This window comes from Rhizobium tropici CIAT 899, from assembly GCF_000330885.1.
Lineage (GTDB): Bacteria > Pseudomonadota > Alphaproteobacteria > Rhizobiales > Rhizobiaceae > Rhizobium > Rhizobium tropici.
Genome location: NC_020059.1, coordinates 199,293 through 216,553, shown reverse-complemented (window position 1 = coordinate 216,553; position 17,261 = coordinate 199,293). Strand labels below are relative to the sequence as shown.

The 17,261-nt window shown below is 61.8% G+C and carries 12 protein-coding genes; 6 read left to right on the top strand and 6 right to left on the bottom strand.

Going from position 1 to position 17,261, the window contains the following annotated elements:
• Positions 1–166 precede the first annotated feature (166 nt).
• From RTCIAT899_RS01015 to phnN, 3 genes are read left to right on the top strand one after another with little or no spacing between them, the layout of a single operon-like run.
• Positions 167–853, top strand: coding sequence for a DUF1045 domain-containing protein (locus RTCIAT899_RS01015; protein WP_015338353.1), 687 nt, complete (start codon positions 167–169; stop codon positions 851–853).
• Between the two features lie 15 nt (positions 854–868).
• Positions 869–2,008: an alpha-D-ribose 1-methylphosphonate 5-triphosphate diphosphatase gene (locus RTCIAT899_RS01010; protein WP_015338352.1), complete on the top strand. Its 1,140-nt coding sequence runs from the start codon at positions 869–871 to the stop codon at positions 2,006–2,008.
• Positions 2,005–2,610 carry a phosphonate metabolism protein/1,5-bisphosphokinase (PRPP-forming) PhnN gene (gene phnN / locus RTCIAT899_RS01005; protein WP_015338351.1) on the top strand — a complete coding sequence of 202 codons (606 nt, stop codon included), beginning with the start codon at positions 2,005–2,007 and terminating at the stop codon, positions 2,608–2,610. Before RTCIAT899_RS01010 ends, phnN begins: the two co-directional genes overlap by 4 nt.
• Positions 2,611–2,890: 280 nt before the next feature.
• Here the strand turns inward: phnN and polA are convergent, their stop codons facing one another.
• A complete protein-coding gene (polA, locus tag RTCIAT899_RS01000; protein ID WP_041677155.1) occupies positions 2,891–5,893 on the bottom strand; it encodes a DNA polymerase I in 3,003 nt (1,000 codons plus the stop codon).
• A gap of 436 nt (positions 5,894–6,329) precedes the next feature.
• Between polA and RTCIAT899_RS00995 the strand changes: the two genes are divergently transcribed.
• Entirely contained in the window at positions 6,330–6,746 is a 417-nt protein-coding gene (locus tag RTCIAT899_RS00995) for a MarR family winged helix-turn-helix transcriptional regulator (protein WP_015338349.1), read from the top strand.
• 66 nt (positions 6,747–6,812) lie between these two features.
• Here RTCIAT899_RS00995 and RTCIAT899_RS00990 read toward each other — a convergent pair whose 3' ends face one another.
• The gene (locus tag RTCIAT899_RS00990) at positions 6,813–9,155 is read right to left on the bottom strand and encodes a bifunctional diguanylate cyclase/phosphodiesterase (protein WP_015338348.1); all 2,343 of its coding nucleotides are present in this window, start codon (positions 9,153–9,155) and stop codon (positions 6,813–6,815) included.
• Between the two features lie 199 nt (positions 9,156–9,354).
• Here RTCIAT899_RS00990 and RTCIAT899_RS00985 point away from each other — a divergent pair, with 199 nt between their 5' ends.
• On the top strand, positions 9,355–10,743 hold the full coding sequence (locus tag RTCIAT899_RS00985) for a M20/M25/M40 family metallo-hydrolase (protein ID WP_015338347.1): 1,389 nt from the start codon (positions 9,355–9,357) through the stop codon (positions 10,741–10,743).
• 103 nt (positions 10,744–10,846) lie between these two features.
• Positions 10,847–11,770, top strand: a complete 924-nt coding sequence (locus RTCIAT899_RS00980; protein WP_015338346.1) for a nucleoside hydrolase — start codon at positions 10,847–10,849, stop codon at positions 11,768–11,770.
• Positions 11,771–11,811: 41 nt separating this feature from the next.
• On the opposite strand, the gene RTCIAT899_RS00975 is transcribed toward RTCIAT899_RS00980, so the two are convergent.
• The 4 genes from RTCIAT899_RS00975 to RTCIAT899_RS00960 all read right to left on the bottom strand — a co-directional run bounded on the left by RTCIAT899_RS00975 (position 11,812) and on the right by RTCIAT899_RS00960 (position 17,004).
• The gene (locus RTCIAT899_RS00975; RefSeq protein ID WP_015338345.1) at positions 11,812–12,984 is read right to left on the bottom strand and encodes a M20 aminoacylase family protein; all 1,173 of its coding nucleotides are present in this window, start codon (positions 12,982–12,984) and stop codon (positions 11,812–11,814) included.
• Positions 12,985–13,171: 187 nt separating this feature from the next.
• Entirely contained in the window at positions 13,172–14,227 is a 1,056-nt protein-coding gene (locus RTCIAT899_RS00970; protein WP_015338344.1) for an ABC transporter ATP-binding protein, read from the bottom strand.
• Positions 14,224–15,777 (bottom strand): ABC transporter permease, encoded by a 1,554-nt coding sequence (locus RTCIAT899_RS00965; RefSeq protein ID WP_015338343.1) that lies wholly within the window; start codon positions 15,775–15,777, stop codon positions 14,224–14,226. The genes RTCIAT899_RS00970 and RTCIAT899_RS00965 overlap by 4 nt, the downstream gene beginning before the upstream one ends.
• Positions 15,778–15,987: 210 nt before the next feature.
• Positions 15,988–17,004, bottom strand: coding sequence for an iron ABC transporter substrate-binding protein (locus tag RTCIAT899_RS00960; protein ID WP_015338342.1), 1,017 nt, complete (start codon positions 17,002–17,004; stop codon positions 15,988–15,990).
• Between the last annotated feature and the right edge of the window lie 257 nt (positions 17,005–17,261).

The following is a 17,261-nucleotide window of genomic DNA, read 5'->3' as shown; positions in this document are numbered from 1 at the left end:
TCCATCATCATTCTGTCACGGGAATCCGGTAGCGCAGGCCGGCAGGACCGTAGCGGTCAGGCCGGCTTTAGCCGGATTCGAACCGTTGCTGCCTTGCTGCTCTTGCGGTTTGAAGCAAATCACCCAACAGTGTCCCGCGCAGCCGATTTTTCCAAGGAATGCAGCCTTGCGCTATGCTCTCTATTTCACGCCGCCCAAAGACGATCCATTGACATCGCTTGCCGCTCGCTGGCTTGGCCGCGATGCGTTTTCCGGTGAGATTTTTTCCGACAAGGCCATGGGTCCGCTGCCGGAAGGCCATGCCGAGCTGACGGCCGATCCGCGCCGCTATGGCTTTCATGCCACGCTGAAGGCGCCGTTCGAGCTGGCCGCTTCGGTGACCGAGCGCGATCTCCTCGAGGTCGCCGCCGAATTCGCCTCGCGGACCAAGGCTTTCACCATTCCCGAACTCGTGCTCGGCCAGCTCGGCCATTTCTTCGCGCTCGTGCCGGGCTCGCTTTACCAGCCGCTGCAGGATTTCGCCTCACGCGTGGTGAAAACCTTCGAGCCGTTCCGCGCACCGCTTTCGGATCATGATATCGCCCGGCGCAAGCCGGAGGGTCTCACAGAACCAGAGCGCGCGAATCTGCTGCGCTGGGGCTATCCTTACGTCAATGACGAGTTCCGTTTTCATATGACGCTGACAGGGCGCGTTCCGGCCGAACGACAGGCCGAGATGCATGAGGTCCTGCGCGAACGTTTCGCCGAACATACCGGCAAGCCGCTCGATATTTCCGGCCTCGCCATCTTCGTCGAAGAAGAGCGCGGCGCTCCTTTTACCGTCCGTTCCTGGCTGCCGCTTGCCGACGCCTAACATGAAAGATCCGACATGAGCAAAGAAACCGTCCTTTCCAACGCCCGCATCGTCCTTGAAGACAGGATCGTCGAGGGTTCGGTGCTGATCCGCGACGGTCGCATTGCCGCGATTTCCGAGGGTAAGTCCGATATCGGCGAGGATTTCGAGGGCGATTATCTGATCCCCGGTCTGGTCGAGCTGCATACCGACCATCTGGAAGCGCATTATTCCCCGCGTCCGGGCGTTCGTTGGAACAAGACGGCCGCGATCCAGGCCCATGATGCCCAGATCGTCACCTCGGGCATCACGACCGTGTTCGACTGCCTGCGCATGGGCTCGGACGAGGATGGCGGTTTCGAAAAGGGCGAGATGCGCGACATGGCCGACGCGATCCAGGCGGCCCAGCGCGAAGACCGCCTGCGCGCCGATCACCTGATCCACCTGCGCTGCGAAGTTTCCTCCGACAACGTGCTCGACCACTTCCAGGACTTCGAGAAGGACCCTTACGTGCGTCTGGTTTCGCTGATGGACCATGCGCCGGGCCAGCGCCAGTTCCAGACCATGGATCAGTACATCTTCTACTATCAGAAGAAGCGCGGGCTCAGCGACGAAGCCTTTGCCAAGTTCGTTGCCAAGCGCCAGGAAGAATCGGCCAAATATGCCACGCCGCATCGTGACGCGATCTCCAAGGTCTGCGCCGAACGCGGCATCACGGTTGCCAGTCATGATGATGCGACGCTCGCCCATGTCGATGAAGCCATCAATTACGGCGTTCGCCTCGCGGAATTCCCGACCAGCATCGATGCCGCCAAGGCTTCGCACGGCGCCGGCATGAGCGTGCTGATGGGCGCGCCGAACATCGTGCGCGGCAAGTCGCATTCGGGCAATATCGCCGCCCGCGATCTGGCCGAGCTTGGTGTGCTCGACGTGCTTTCCTCCGACTACGTGCCGCTCAGCCTGCTGCATGCGCCCTTCATCCTCGCGGACGAGGTCGAGGGCATTTCGCTGCCGCAGGCGATCGCCATGGTGACGGCGACCCCGGCACGGACGGTCAGCCTCAACGACCGCGGCCGCATTGCAGAGGGCCTGCGCGCCGATCTCGTGCGCGTCCGCCGCGATCATGGCGTTCCGGTTACGCGCTCCGTCTGGCGGGAAGGACGCCGGGTGGCATGAGCGCAAGCGCCAATCTCGAGCCGGCTAATCTCGGCCTGACGGATGCGACAGCGGGCACGCTCGCCGTCGTCGTCGGCCCGAGCGGTGCCGGCAAGGATACGCTGATGAATCTGGCCGCCCAGCATTTTGCCGGCCGGCCGGATGTCCACTTCGTTCGCCGCGTCATCACACGCGACGGCGATGCCGGCAACGAGGACCACAAAAGCGTTTCGGAAGCGGATTTCGATGCGATGGAACAGGCCGGCGCCTTTGCCGTCTCCTGGGAAGCGCATGGCCTGAAATACGGCATTCCGGCCGACGTCACCGATGAACTCGCTCGCGGCAATCTGGTCATCGCCAACGGCTCGCGCTCGGCGCTGCACCGCTTCCAGGCCGCATTTCCCCGGCTGAAGGTCATCAACATCACGGCTACGCGCGAAGTGCTTGCCGAGCGCCTGATGGCGCGTGGACGCGAGAGCCGTGAGGACGTACTGAAGCGGCTGGAAAGAAGCTCGCTCACCGTCGCGGGCGGCTACGACGTCGTCGATATCGACAATAGCGGGACGCTCGAAGAAGCCGAACGCGCGATCGTTTCGGTGCTGGAAACGCTGGTCGGGAAATGAAGGAGGCTGGACGCCGCTCCATCTCGCCCCTGGCGGGCGAGAAAGCAATTTCACTGGTTTAGGAATTGCGGTACGAAACCTTCCACGAGTTGAAAGCCAAGCGCAATTTCTAAGCCATTGAAATTGCAAGAGAGGGGGGTTCTTTCTCGCTCATCCTACGTCTGGCAAGCCGATGCGTCCCTGCCTACCCCCGCCCTTGCAAAATCTAGCACTTAGCCTGGCGGCTAAGTCCTGATTTTGCTTTCCCGCCCGCCAGGGGCGGGATAGACCGACCCACCCCTCAGTGCGCCTCATCCCAGTTATGAGCAGCGCGCGCATCGACCCTCAGCGGCACGGCCATATCGACCGCCGGCATGGCGGCGTTTTCCATGACCGAGACGATGATCGGCGTCGTGCGCTCGACATCGGCATCCTCGACTTCGAAGATCAGTTCGTCATGCACCTGCAGAAGCATGCGCACGCGATCGCCAAGGCCGGCTGCGGTCAGCGCCGGCTCCATCTTGATCATGGCGCGGCGGATGACGTCGGCGGCAGAACCCTGGATCGGCGCATTGATCGAGGCACGCTCGTTGAAGGCGCGGACGGAAGGGTTGGAGGAGCGGATCTCCGGGAAGTGGATGCGGCGACCGAAGATCGTCTCGACGTAGCCCTTGTCGCGCGCGGCCTGCTTGGCGCCTTCCATGTAATCGCGGATGCCGGGGAAGCGCTCGAAATACTTCTTGATATAGTCGCCGGCTTCCGAACGCTCGATCGAGAGCTGGTTGGCGAGGCCGAAGGCGGAGATGCCGTAGATGATGCCGAAGTTGATCGCCTTGGCGCGGCGGCGCACCTCGCTCGGCATTCCATCCACCGGCACGCCGAACATTTCGGATGCTGTCATCGCGTGAATGTCGATGCCGTCTTCGAAGGCCTGCTTGAGCTGCGGGATATCGGCGACATGCGCCAGCACGCGCAGTTCGATCTGGCTGTAGTCGGCGGAGACGAGCTTGTGGCCCGGCGTCGAAATGAAGGCCGTGCGGATCTTGCGGCCCTCCGCCGTGCGCACCGGAATATTCTGCAGGTTCGGCTCGGAGGAGGAGAGGCGCCCTGTCGTGGTCGAGGCCAGCGAATAGGAGGTGTGGACGCGCTTCGTCTCGGGATGAACGTAGCTCGGCAGCGCATCCGTATAGGTGGATTTCAGCTTGGTGAGCTGGCGCCAGTCGACGATCTTGCGCGGCAGTTCGAAGCCGGCCGCCGCCAGATCCTCCAGCACCTGCGCCGAGGTGGACCATTGCCCGGTTTTGGTCTTGCTGCCACCGGCCAACCCCATCTTGCCGAACAGGATATCGCCGAGCTGCTTCGGCGAGCCGATATTGAAGCGCTCGCCAGCCAGATGGTAGATCTCGTCCTCGAGAGCAGCGGCACCCTGCGCAAGCTCGCCGGAAAGGCGGGAAAGGATCTGCCGGTCGATGGTGATGCCGCGCTCTTCCATATGGGCAAGCACCGGCACGAGCGGCCTTTCCAACCGTTCGTAGACGACTGAAAGTTTTTCTGCCGCAAGTCGTGGTTTCAGCACCAGCCAGAGGCGCAGCGTCACGTCGGCATCCTCGGCGGCATAGGCGGTGGCGCGGTCGATATCGACGAGATCGAACGTGACGTTGGACTTTCCGCTGCCGGCGACGTCCTTGTAGGCGATCGGCTTATGCCCGAGCCAGCGCTCGGAGAGGCTGTCCATGCCATGCGTGGCATTGGCGCCGCCATCGAGCACATAGGAGAGCAGCATCGTGTCGTCGAAGGACCGCGTCTCGATGCCGTAGCGCTTCATCAGCAGGTAATCGTATTTGAGGTTCTGCGCGATCTTGAGGATGGAGGCATCCTCCAGCAGATCCTTCAATCTAGCCAGCGCATCACGCAGCGGGATCTGATTGTCGGCGAGGCCACCGCCCAGCAGATCGCCGATACCGGTCTTGTGAGCGAGCGGCACATAGGCGGCACGGATGGAAGAACCGGAGGGATCGTTGCGGTTGTCGGCGATCGCCAGGGAGAAGCCGACGATCTCAGCCTGCATGACATCGAGCGAGGTCGTTTCCGTATCGAAAGCGACGATGCCGGTTTCGCGCGCATCCGCGATCCAACGGTCGAGCGTGGCGATATCGCGGATGGTCACATATTTCGAATGGTCGATCGGCGCGCTCGCAAAACTTGCGGCGCGCGCCTTGGCGAGATCCTCGGGCTCGGTGGTGCCATCCAAAGCCAGACGCGCCTTGGCCGACGGCGCCGGAACCGATGCCCCTCCGGCCTCGACAACGCTGCCGGCAACAAGATCGACATTCTCGCCGATATCGAGATCGGGACCGTGGGCGGTTTCGCCCCATTCGATCTTGACGACGGAAGGCTCGATTGCCGCCGCGTCGCAGTCGCAGGCCTCCGCCACGCGCCGCGTCAGGGTCGTGAATTCCATGGTCTTCAGGAAGCCGATCAGCTTCGGGCCGTCCTGCGGCTCCAGCACCAGCGCGTCAAGCGCAAGTTCCAGCGGTACATCCGTCCTCAGCGTCACGAGCTGCCGCGAAATGCGAGCAAGTTCGGCATTGGCGATGATGTTTTCGCGGCGCTTCTGCTGCTTGATCTCGTCGGCGCGGGCGAGCAGCGTGTCAAGATCGCCGAACTCCTCCAGAAGCTGCGCCGCCGTCTTCGGGCCGATGCCGGGAATGCCGGGGACGTTATCGACCGAGTCGCCGGTCATGGCCTGCAGATCGATCATCTTGTCCGGCGGTACACCCCACTTCTCGAGCACGTCGGGAATGCCGATCTGCTTGTCCTTCATGCTGTCATACATGTGGACCATGGGGGTGACGAGCTGCATCAGATCCTTGTCGGACGAGATGATCGTCACATCGGCGCCAGCCGCCTCCGCCTGACGGGCATAGGTCGCAATGATGTCGTCGGCCTCGAAGCCGTCAGTCTCGATACAGGGCAGGTTGAAGGCGCGGGTCGCCTCGCGGATGAGGCCGAACTGCGGGATCAGCTCTTCCGGCGGCGCCGAGCGATTAGCCTTGTATTCCGGGAAGATGTCCTTGCGGAAGGTCTTCGAGGAATAGTCGAAGATCACGGCAAAATGCGTCGGCGTCACACCCACCGAGGTATCGCGCGCCGAAGTCAGCAGCTTCCACAGCATGTTGCAGAAACCGGAGACGGCGCCGACCGGCAATCCGTCGGACTTGCGCGTCAGCGGCGGCAAAGCATGAAAGGCCCGGAAAATGAAACCGGAACCGTCGACGAGGAAGAGATGATCACCTTTTTTCATGGAAGCATGGATAGCGTGGCGCACTTCCAACGTCCATATAAACTTCAGTTTTGCAGTGTTGTAACAGGGCCAGATCTCTCACCGAAACGTTACTAACTTTTAATCAATCTAATCTGCGCATTCCCTTGAAAAACCACATTCGAAACCTCAAATCCTATTCACCGGCGATTGATACGCCGCGGGTCTGACAACCGGCCTGTCCCCCGCCATGTCAGACTAGGACAAAGGCCTATCCCCTCTCCGGGCCTTTGTCCCTCTTTCATGAGCCGCCATGGCGTCCCCTCCAGGCCATGGCGGCTTTTTCATATAAAAAATGCAACCTATGAAGGTTAAAAATTCACCTGAGTTGCTTATTTCAGAGGAGATCTAGCCAAAGAATTGCTGATTGTCTTGCTCCTGAATTATGGGCATATTTGCAATCATGGGATTTAATCGGATGGACTCCGCCGCCTACCTTGCCAGTCAGATGGCGAAGGGATTCGCTCGCTCGCTACAACAACGCGCGGCGACGCTCGGCTTTTCCCCCGGTCAGTTTCCGATCCTGCTGGAATTGTGGTCTGAGGACGGGCTGACGCAGAAGCAGCTGCTCGAGAGAATCGACATCGAACAGGCGACGATGGCCAATACGCTGTCGCGCATGGAACGGGACGGCCTGGTGGAACGCCGCCCGCATCCTTCGGACAAGCGGGCGCAACTGGTCTTCCTGACGAACAAGGCCGCAGCCATGCAGGTGGAAGCGATCGAGGCCGCCATGGCCGCCGATACGGATCTTCTCAAGGATTTCCGGCAATTCGAACGCGAGCTGCTACTGGAATATATCCGGCGCGTGCTGGAGAATGCCAGACAGCTTTAGAGCAACCCCAAGAAAAGGGCGCGGCGGTTTTCCGCAAAGCCGCTTCATGCTTTTGCGCAACGCGCCTCAGCCCTGGCCGACCACCTTATTCAAAGCCGACTGGAACTGGCTCGGCCCGACATCGGGCTTGCCGAAGAATATCCCCTGAAGCTGGGCGCAGCCTTCCTCGATGACGATGCGGCGCTGGGTTTCCGTTTCGACCCCTTCCGTGACCACAGGCATATTCAAGCTGTGACCGAGGCCGATGATGGCGCGGACGATCGAGCGAGCTGCGGGATCGTGTTCGAGGGCGCCGGTGAAGCTGCGGTCGACCTTGATCTTGTCGAATGGGAAGGCGCGCAGATTGCTGAGCGAGGAAAAGCCGGTGCCGAAATCATCCATGACCACGCGAACGCCGAGGCGATGCAGCCGCTGCAATGTCGCTATCACAGTCGTTCGTTCGCGCATCAGCGCCGCCTCCGTTATTTCCAGTTCGAGGCGCTGCGGATCGAGGCCGGTTTTGCGCAGGATACGTTCGATCTGGTCGTAGAGGGTCGGGATCATGAATTGCAGCGGCGAGAGGTTGACCGCGACATTCGCGGGCTCGCTCCAGCGCGTCGCCTCCTGGCATGCCTGCTGCAGCACCCATTCACCGATCGCAACGATCGATCCGCTTTCCTCGGCAATGGGAATAAACGTCTCTGGATCAATCACGCCTCGATCCGGATGCGCCCAGCGTAACAGCGCCTCATAACCGCTGACACCGTCGCTCCCCACATCGTAGATCGGCTGATATTCCAGGAAGAGCTGACGGCGCAGAATGGCTTGACGCAGATCGTTCTCAAGCTGGCGACGAGTGCGCACGGCCTTATCCATTTCGGCATCGAAGAAGCAGGCATGACCTCGGCCCGCATGCTTGGCACGATAAAGCGCCATATCCGCATTGGCGTAAAGCTGCTCGGCGCTCGTGCCATCACGCGGATAGATGGCGATACCGATGCTGACGCCGACGGCCGTCGGATCCCGGGCGGTATCCATCTCCATGCCAAATTCCGAAAGAACGCGTTCGGCAAGGCGCGTGGCCCCCTCAGGCTGCTGACGCCTGGGCTGGATAATGGCGAACTCGTCGCCGCCGAGCCTTGCCACCGTATCGCCCTCCTCGATCGCACGCTGCAGGATGCCGGCAACCTTGCAGAGGATGCGATCGCCTTCCGCATGGCCGAAGACGTCGTTGATGGCCTTGAAGCGGTCGAGATCCAGACAGAAGATGGCGACTTCCCCGCCCCTGCGGTTGGCCACCTGCAGCGCTTGGCGCATGCGCTGGTCGAAGAGCGAGCGATTGGGCAGATCCGTCAATATGTCATGGTGCGCCAGATGCTCGATCATCTGCTGCGCCTGACGCCGCTCGGTCAGGTCGCGCACGACCAATACGCTGCATTCGTGGCCGCGATAGGTGATGGAGCGACGCACGGTTTCGACTGGGATCGCGTTGCCATCATAGCCGGACAGCGTTGTCTCCAGTGGAATGGCGGCATCACTTTGGGCATCTATGTCGATCGCCAGGAAGGTTTCTGGCGGGGCACCGACCACCTGCTGCTGCGACCATCCGGAAATGGCGAAAAATCGCTCGTTGGCATCGATGACCCGGCCCTCACGGATGATGAGCAGGCCTTCGAGCGAAGCATTGGCGAAGCCGCGAAGGTCGGTCAGATGACGGTCGATGAAGATGGCGCCGAGAGCGATGAGAATCAGACCCATCGCGGCAGCCATGACGATGCCTGCGAGGATGCTTCGATCCATGGCGAGGGCGGCCCCCGGCATCCCAATTTCGGGCGTCAGCGTCACGCCGCTCATCGCGGTGAAATGCAGGGAGCAAATCGCAAGCAACAGCAGAAGAGCGCCGACCATGATGCGACTGAAGCCACGAAGGCTGCGAAACACCAGGAAAGCCAGTGAAGAGAAGACGCCACCGATGGCGATTGAAGCGACGACGCGCGGTATATCGAAGGAGAGCCTTGCCGAGGCCTCGATGGCCTGCATGCCCGTGAAGTGCATGGCGGCTATTCCAAACGCCATCAGCATGCCGCCGACTGTAAAGGAAGCGCGATTATCCCATTCGAAGGCAACGGCAATCGCGAGCCATGAACCGACGATGGCAAAGACCACCGAAAGCGCGGTCAGCGAAACGCCGTAGGAGATGGGAAGGTTGCTCTCATAGGCGAGCATGGCGATGAAATGCGTCGCCCAGATACCGACACCGCTGGCAAAAGCCGCGGCCGCAATCCAGTAGCGCCGCTGATGCGACCCGCATTCCTGCGCACGCGAAAAAAGAAGCATGGTGGCAAGGCTGCCGACGAGGCAGATGGCAGCCGCCACGAGAATAAGCCTGAAGTCATGAGCGTCGCGAATACATGCAATCACTGAAAACATTACGCGTCTCCAGAATACTTTTCTGGATTGACGTTATTTCTAATAATCTAAAAAACTTGTAAACTACATGCGCAACTAATCACATAAGAGCAGGCCTCCATCGAAAGAGGCAAGCTACGGTAAATTTTCGGTTTTAACGCCTCGAAACCGACTGCCCTTTGGTCTATCGTCGCTCCAAATTTCATGTAAGGAGTCGGATATGACCGATCTATCGCCCGTTCTCGACCGCGCCGATCAGAATCTTCCCTCCAGCCTCGACAACCTCTTCGAGCTGCTGCGTATCAAATCCATCTCGACGGACCCGGACTATAAGGCGGAATGCCGCAAGGCGGCGGAATGGCTGGTCACCTATCTGAACTCGCTTGGCTTCAAGGCCTCCGTACGCGATACGCCCGGTCATCCGATGGTGGTCGCTCATCACGATGCCGGCACTGCCGATGCGCCGCATGTGCTGTTCTACGGCCACTACGACGTGCAGCCCGTCGATCCGCTCGAGCTTTGGGAAAGCGATCCCTTCGCTCCCGCGATCAAGGACCTGGGCAATGGCCGCAAGGTCCTGACCGGCCGCGGCACGTCCGACGACAAGGGGCAGCTGATGACCTTCGTCGAGGCGGTGCGCGCCTACAAGGAAACGAGGGGCGCACTGCCGGTGCGCATCACCATCCTCTTCGAAGGCGAAGAGGAATCCGGCTCGCCCTCGCTCAAGCCCTTCCTTGAAGCCAATGCTGCCGAGCTGAAGGCGGACTTTGCCCTTGTCTGCGATACCGGCATGTGGGACGGCGATACGCCGGCGATTTCGGCAGGCCTGCGCGGCCTGGTGGGCGAGGAAATCGTCATCACCGCTGCTGACCGCGACCTGCATTCGGGCCTTTTCGGCGGCGCTGCCGCCAATCCGATCCACATTCTGACCGACATCCTTGCCGGCCTGCATGACCAGACGGGGCGCATTACGCTTCCCGGCTTCTATGAAGGCGTCGAGGAAACGCCTGCTAATATCAAGGCCTCCTGGGAGAAGCTCGGCATGACGGCCGAAAAATTCCTCGGCGAAGTCGGCCTGTCGATTCCCTCGGGCGAGAAGGGCCGGTCTGTGATGGAGCTCACCTGGGCGCGGCCGACGGCGGAAGTAAACGGCATTTGGGGTGGCTATACCGGCGCCGGCTTCAAGACGGTGATTGCCGCCAAGGCATCAGCGAAGGTCTCCTTCCGCCTCGTCGGCCAGCAGAATCCCTCGGCGATCCGCGAGAGCTTCCGCGCCTATGTGCGCTCCAAGATCCCTGGGGATTGCTCGGTGGAATTCCATGAGCATGGCGGCTCGCCGGCCATCCAGCTTTCCTACGATTCGCCGGTACTGACCAAGGCGAAGACGGCGCTTTCCAACGAGTGGCCGAAACCAGCCCTCATCATCGGCATGGGCGGCTCGATCCCGATCGTCGGCGACTTCCAGAAGATGCTGGGCATGGAATCGCTACTCGTCGGTTTCGGCCTCTCCGACGACCGCATCCATTCGCCCAACGAGAAATACGAGCTGCGCTCCTATCACAAGGGCATCCGCTCCTGGATCCGCATCCTCGACGCGCTCGCCAGCTAAGCGATCTGCGGGACGAACACCGCTTGCGCGCGTCCCGCGACCATCCCGCCAGGGCGGCGGGAAACGCCGCCGTGCCATTTCGCTGCGACCGATGAGATAGAGTATGGGAATCTGGATCGATACCGATATGGGGTTCGATGATATCGCCGCCATCCTGGTGGTGGCGCATTCGGATCTCGTCATCGATGGCGTTTCGCTCGTCAGCGGCAATGCACCCCTGTCTCACGTTAAGGCCAATGCGGCGAGCGCTGCCGCCGTCTTCAACTGGACCTTTCCGATCCATACCGGCCGCGAGCTGCCCGTTCTCTGCAAGCTGGAAACGGCGCAGAACATTCTCGGCCAGACCGGCATTCCGACCACAGGCAGAAGCCTGCCGCCGGCCGATCCACTTTCATTAAGCGACGCATTTACCGCGCTATGCGACTGGCTTTCCGACAGCGACGGACCGAAGCGCATCCTGGCGCTCGGGCCGCTCACGAATATTGCCGCTTTGGCATTGGCACGGCCGGATCTCGCCGCCCGCATCGACGAGCTGATCTGGATGGGCGGCGGGGTCACTGCGGGCAATCACACGGCATCGGCTGAGTTCAACGCCTTTGCCGATCCCGAGGCGCTCGCCATTGCGTTGGCGCATGCCCTGCCGTTGCGCATGGTCGATCTCGATATCTGCCGCAAGGTGCTGGCCTGGCCGGAAGATGTCGCCCATATCCGGAAGATAGCCGGAGAAAAGGCGCAGCTGCTTGCAGACCTGCTCGAGGGCTATGTCAACATCGCCATCAGCCGCGGCAGACCGGCCATGGCGATCTACGACCCGACGGCTGCCGCCGTTTTCGTCGAACCTGACATCGCAACCTTTCGGCATGCCCGGATCGATGCGGAATTGCATGGACAGCACACGCGTGGGCGCACCGTCGTCGAAACGCGCGCCTCGCATGGGCAATTCAATGCCCATTTCGCCGTGGAGATCGATGTCGAAAGGACGCGACGGATCATATTCGACGCGTTGCTGCGAGAGGCTGAACGCTGAAAAGAGGCGGTGTACCGCGGTAAGGCACGTTCAGCCCTGTCTCAACCCTCTCCCAACTCCTGCTCGACCAATGTCGTCCAGAAAGCCACACCCGAGGCGATTGCCTCATCGTTGAAATCATAGGCCGTATTGTGATGCAGGGCGCCGTCAACGGCCGGGCCATTGCCGAGCCAGACATAGCAGCCGGGAGCGTTCTGACCGAAGAAGGCGAAGTCGTCGCCGGCGGTCGATGGCGGGAAGCGGGTCCTTATATTCTCGCCAAAAACAGTCGTCGCAGCCTTCAGCGCCCGCGCCGTGGCATCGGCATCGTTGACGACGGGCGGGATGCGGCGCTCGAACTGATGATCGACGGCAATGTTGAACATGGCTGCAGTCCCATGCGCCAGGCGCCCGATCTCCTCTTCCAGCTGATCGCGGACCTCCGGCGTGTAGGCGCGCGCCGTGCCGCCGATCTCGACCGTATCCGGTATCACGTTCAGCGCCTTGGGATCGCCCGCCTGCAGCGAGCAGGCACTGACGACGGCCGGCTGCAGCGGATCGACGACGCGGCCGACAATGGTCTGAAGCGCAGAAAGGAAGGTCGCCGCTGCCGTGATCGGGTCCTTGCCGAGATGCGGCTTGGCGCCGTGGGTGCCTGTGCCTCGGAAGGTGATGCGCCAGCTATCCGATGAAGCAAGCTGCGGCCCTTCGACAACCGCCATCTCGTCGACCGCAAGGCCGGGCATGTTGTGAAGCCCGTAGACGGCATCGCAGGGAAACAGATCGAAAAGGCCATCTTCCACCATGCGCCTGGCGCCACCACGACCTTCTTCCGCCGGCTGGAAGATGAAATGCACCGTGCCGGAAAAGCCGCGCGTGGCCGCCAGATGACGGGCGGCACCGAGCAGCATCGTCGTATGGCCATCATGTCCGCAGGCATGCATCTTGCCGGGGATGGTGGATTTGTAGGGCCGATTGGCCTTTTCAGGCATGGCGAGCGCATCCATGTCGGCGCGAAGGCCGATACGGCGCGTGCCGTTGCCGACCTGCAGCGTGCCGACGATACCGGTTTTGCCGAGGCCGCGATGCACGGTCAGCCCCGCTTCCTCCAGCAAGGTGGCGACAATGCCGCTGGTGCGCTCCTCCTCGAAGCCGAGTTCCGGATGCGCATGAAGATTGCGGCGAAGCGAGGTGAGGAAGGGAAGATCCGGCTCGATCTCATAAGGAAAAGACATGGAGAGATTCCTTCGGCATAGGGGCACGATGATGGCGTGCCTAAAGCGCACCGCGATCCTTCAGATTCGCTTCTTGCGCTTTAGGACCTTGATTTGACGCATGTCGTTGTCGCAAAACCGCCGCACACTTTTGCGCGACATGCTTTATCTTGCCCAAAGCATCGCCTGCTTCAACTCGAATTAACGCTCAGCTATCGAGCCTGTCGAACACATGTGCCTTTCCGATGACGCTCACAGAGACCATGCTGCCGACCTCGGGCAGGCCGACACCGGAACTCTTGATATTCAGCGTCTCAGAGCCGTTGGAGAGCACGACCGTAACAGCACAGACGGCGCCGCCAAACTCGATTTCGGTCACCTTGCCGATGCAGGCAGCACCCGCGCCGGCTTCATCGATCGCCCGGAGGCGCAATTGCTCCGGCCGCAACATGATATCGGCGCGACCCTGCCGGTTGCCGGCATCGACCAGGATCTGCCCCAGGACACATTTGGCCAGACCTTGATCGAGATCGGCCGCCAATATGATGGCATCGCCGAGGAAGAGTGCCGTCTCGCGATCCCTCGGGTTGAGATAGAGCGCCTGCGGCGTGCCGGCCTGTATGAGCCTGCCCTCGCGCAGGACAGCAACCTGATTGGCGAAGGACAGGGCCTCCGCCTGATCATGCGTCACCAGGACCGCCGTGATGCCGGCGATCTGCAGCACGCGGGCGACGGCCTTGCGCATGTTTTCGCGCAAGCCGGTATCGAGAGCGGAGAAAGGCTCGTCGAGCAGCATCAGCCGCGGCTTGCGGCCGAGCGCGCGGGCAAGCGCCACGCGCTGCTGCTGGCCGCCGGAGAGCTGATGCGGCCGGCGGTCGAGCATGCCGCGGTCGAGCTCGACCATATCGATGAGGGCGTTGATACGCTTATCGCGATCGCGCGCACCGCGCTCCATGCCGAAACCGATATTCTCCGATACGCTCAGATGCGGAAACAGGGCGCCATCCTGAGAGACAATGCCGATGCCGCGCCGATGCGCGGGTACGATGGCCTCTCCATCCGCCAGTGTTTCGCCCTGAAGCACCACCTGACCGGCATCGGGAGTTTCGAAGCCGGCGATGATCCGCAGCAGCGTCGTCTTGCCGGAGCCGGACGGGCCGACGATGGCCGTGCGGCTGCCGGCGGCTATCGTGAGGTCGATATTGTCGAGCGCCTGCACGGGACCATAGCGCTTGCTGATATTCTTGATCGCCAGAAAGGTCATTGTCCGGCCGTTCGCTTTGATTGCACGTAGAGAAGAAGGGTGAGCGGCAGCGACAGGACGACCATCATGAAGGCGTAGGGCGCTGCGGAAACATAATCGATCTCGCTGGTCAGCGACCAGAATTTCGTCGCCAGCGTTTCCGTACCGTTGGGAGAAAGCATCAGCGTCGCCGTCAGCTCGTTGGTGATGCCGAGCGCGACGAGCGCGACGCTGGCGGCAAAGCCGGGAGCGGCAAGCCTCATGGTGATCTGCCGCACGGCCTGCGCCGGCGTACGGCCAAGCGCCATGGCGGCGCGCTCAAGCTCCACGGGTGCCTGGGCGATGCTGGCACGCAGACCAACCATGGCGCGCGGCAGGAACAGCAGCACATAGGCGAGCAGTAGCGTCGCAAAAGTCTGATAGAGCGGCAGGATCAGCCGGACGGTGATCGACACCAGCGCCAGAGCGACGACGACGCCCGGCAGCGAGCCGACATAATAGTGGCAGGCTTCGAGAATGCGCTGCAGCCGGCCGGGGGCGCGTACCGACAGCCATGCCATCGGGGTCGCTGCAATGGTGGCGAGGAGGCCACCGGCGATCGCGAGAAGAATGGTCTGCAGCAAGGCCGAGCCGACCGTATCGATCCGCCAGACGTCGGCACCGCCGAGATAAAGCCAGCGCGCCAGGGTGACGAAGGGAACACCGAGCGTCAAGGCGGCGGTGACGATGGGCAGCGCGACCGCAGGAACGACAAACCAGCCGAGACGGCGCCGATCGGCCGGGCGGGCGGCACCCGAGCCGATGCGGGCATAGCGTTCGTTGCCGCGCGCCAGCACCTCGATGCCGAGCATCAGCAGGCAGCAGAAGACGAGGACGCCGCCAAGCATATTGGCTGCCGGGCTGTTATAGGCCGACTGGAACTGGTCGACGATTGCGGTCGAGAAGGTATCAAAACGGATCATCACGTAGAGACCGTATTCCGCCAGGAGATGCAGGCCGATCAGCAGCGAGCCGCCGCAGATGGCGAGGCGAAGCTGCGGCAGGATCGCCCGGAAGAAGACGCGCCAGGGGCCGAGGCCGAGCGAGGCGGCGGCATCCTCGATCGCCGGATCGAGCCGGCGCAGCGCTGCCGCGACCGGCAGATAGAGGAACGGAAAATAGGCAAGCACCGATACCAGCACGCCGCTCCAGAGCCCGCGCATGCTCGGCACGAGGCTGACCCAGGCGTAGCTGTGCACGAAGGCGGGCACGGCAAGCGGTGCGGCCGCCAGCCAGGACCAGAGACGCGCGCCGGGGATATCGGTGCGTTCGGTCAGCCAGGCGAGCGTCACTGCCAGCAGGATGGAAAGCGGAATGGTGCAGACTTCGAGCAGGACGGTATTGACGAGCAGATCGCCGACGCGGCTGCGGAAAACCAGGGCGGCGACTTCCGTCCAGCCAGTGTCGATCGTGATCCAGACGATGAAGCCGAGCGGCACAAGGCTCAGAAGCGCGACGATCGAAGCAAGGGCGACGACGGATGCGTGCCGAACGCGGCTACGGGGAGCAGCCGTCAACGGGGGCATTCGCATGGCGGCGGCCTCGCCGGCATATGTGTTCTTCTGCAGCAAATCCGAGCTGCCTTTCACGCCCTGAAATAGGAAGGCAACCGCCGCTGACGGCGGTTGCCCGATCGATCGACCCTGCGGCCATTCGTATGCCCTAGCAGGGCATGCGGACGGGATGCAAGAGCCGAGCCCACGCGAAAGCCCGCGAAACGTGCTCGCGCGCGGGCTTTTGCGTTAGATAAGACCTGCCTCCGTCATCAGGTCGGTGACCTTCTTGCTGTTCAGCTTCGATGGCTCGACTTTCGGAGCCTGGAGGTCGGAGAGCGGCACGAGCTTCGGATTGGAAGCCTCGCCATTGCCGACGGCATATTCAAACGAGTTGCCATCACGCAGAACGGCCTGGCCGCCCTTGCCGGTGATCCACTTCAGGAAAGCCTGTGCTTCCTTCTGGTGCTGGCTGGACGCCAGAACGCCGCCGCCGGAAATGCTGACGAAGGCACCCGGATCCTGGTTCTTGAAATAGTGCAGCGAGACATTCTTGCTGTTTTCGCCGGTCTTGGCCTGATCGCCGAACCAGTAATAGTGATAGATGACAGCGCCTTCGGTCTCGCCGGCATTGACGGCCTTCATCGCGACGCTGTTGCCCTTGTAGAAGCTCGCATTTTCCTTCATCGCCTTCAGCCAGGCGCGGGTTGCGTCCTCGCCCTTCAGCTCAAGCAGCGCGCTGACGATCGCCTGGAAATCGGCGCCGGCCGGCGAAGCGCCCCAACGGCCCTTCCACTTGGGATCGGCGAGATCGAGGAGCGATTTCGGCAGATCGGCTTCCTTCAGCTTGGTCTTGTCATAGGCGAAAACGGTGGACCGGGCGGCGACGCCGACCCAGTTGCCATCGGCTGCCTTGAAGGTTTCCGGCACCTGGGCGAGTGTCGCGGCATCGACCGGAGCGAAGAGCTTGTTGGCATCGACCAGTGCCATGCCCGGCGAATTTTCCGTCAGATAAACGTCGGCGGGAGAGGCAGCGCCTTCCTGGACGATCTGGTTGGCGAACTGCATGTCGCTGCCGTTGCGGATCGTGACCTTGATGCCGGTTTCCTTGGTGAAGCCATCCGCCCATGCCTGCGTCAGCGTCTCATGCTGGGCATTGTAGACGACGATGCCATCGGATTCGGCGGCATGCGCCATCATCGGAGCGACGGCAAGACCTGCGGCAAGCGCCAGCGCGCTGGTGAGATGAGAAAAGGAAAAAGTCATTAAGTCCTCTCGCTTGGAAGCCACCATCATCGGGCAGCGATGCGGTAGCCTATATTTTTCCTGACCGTTTTTTTCAAGTTTACACTTGGGTCTCGTTATCACAAAAGTTTGAGAAGAGAGTCAAGTTTTGACGGATAGCTTGCGACGGCTTCCGGCCGGCGCAGCCTTTGTGGGGCAATAGGCACTGCACCGCCGATCGCATGGCGCCGGCCTGAACGAAAAAGGCCGCGACATCTGCATGCCGCGGCCTTTCGCTG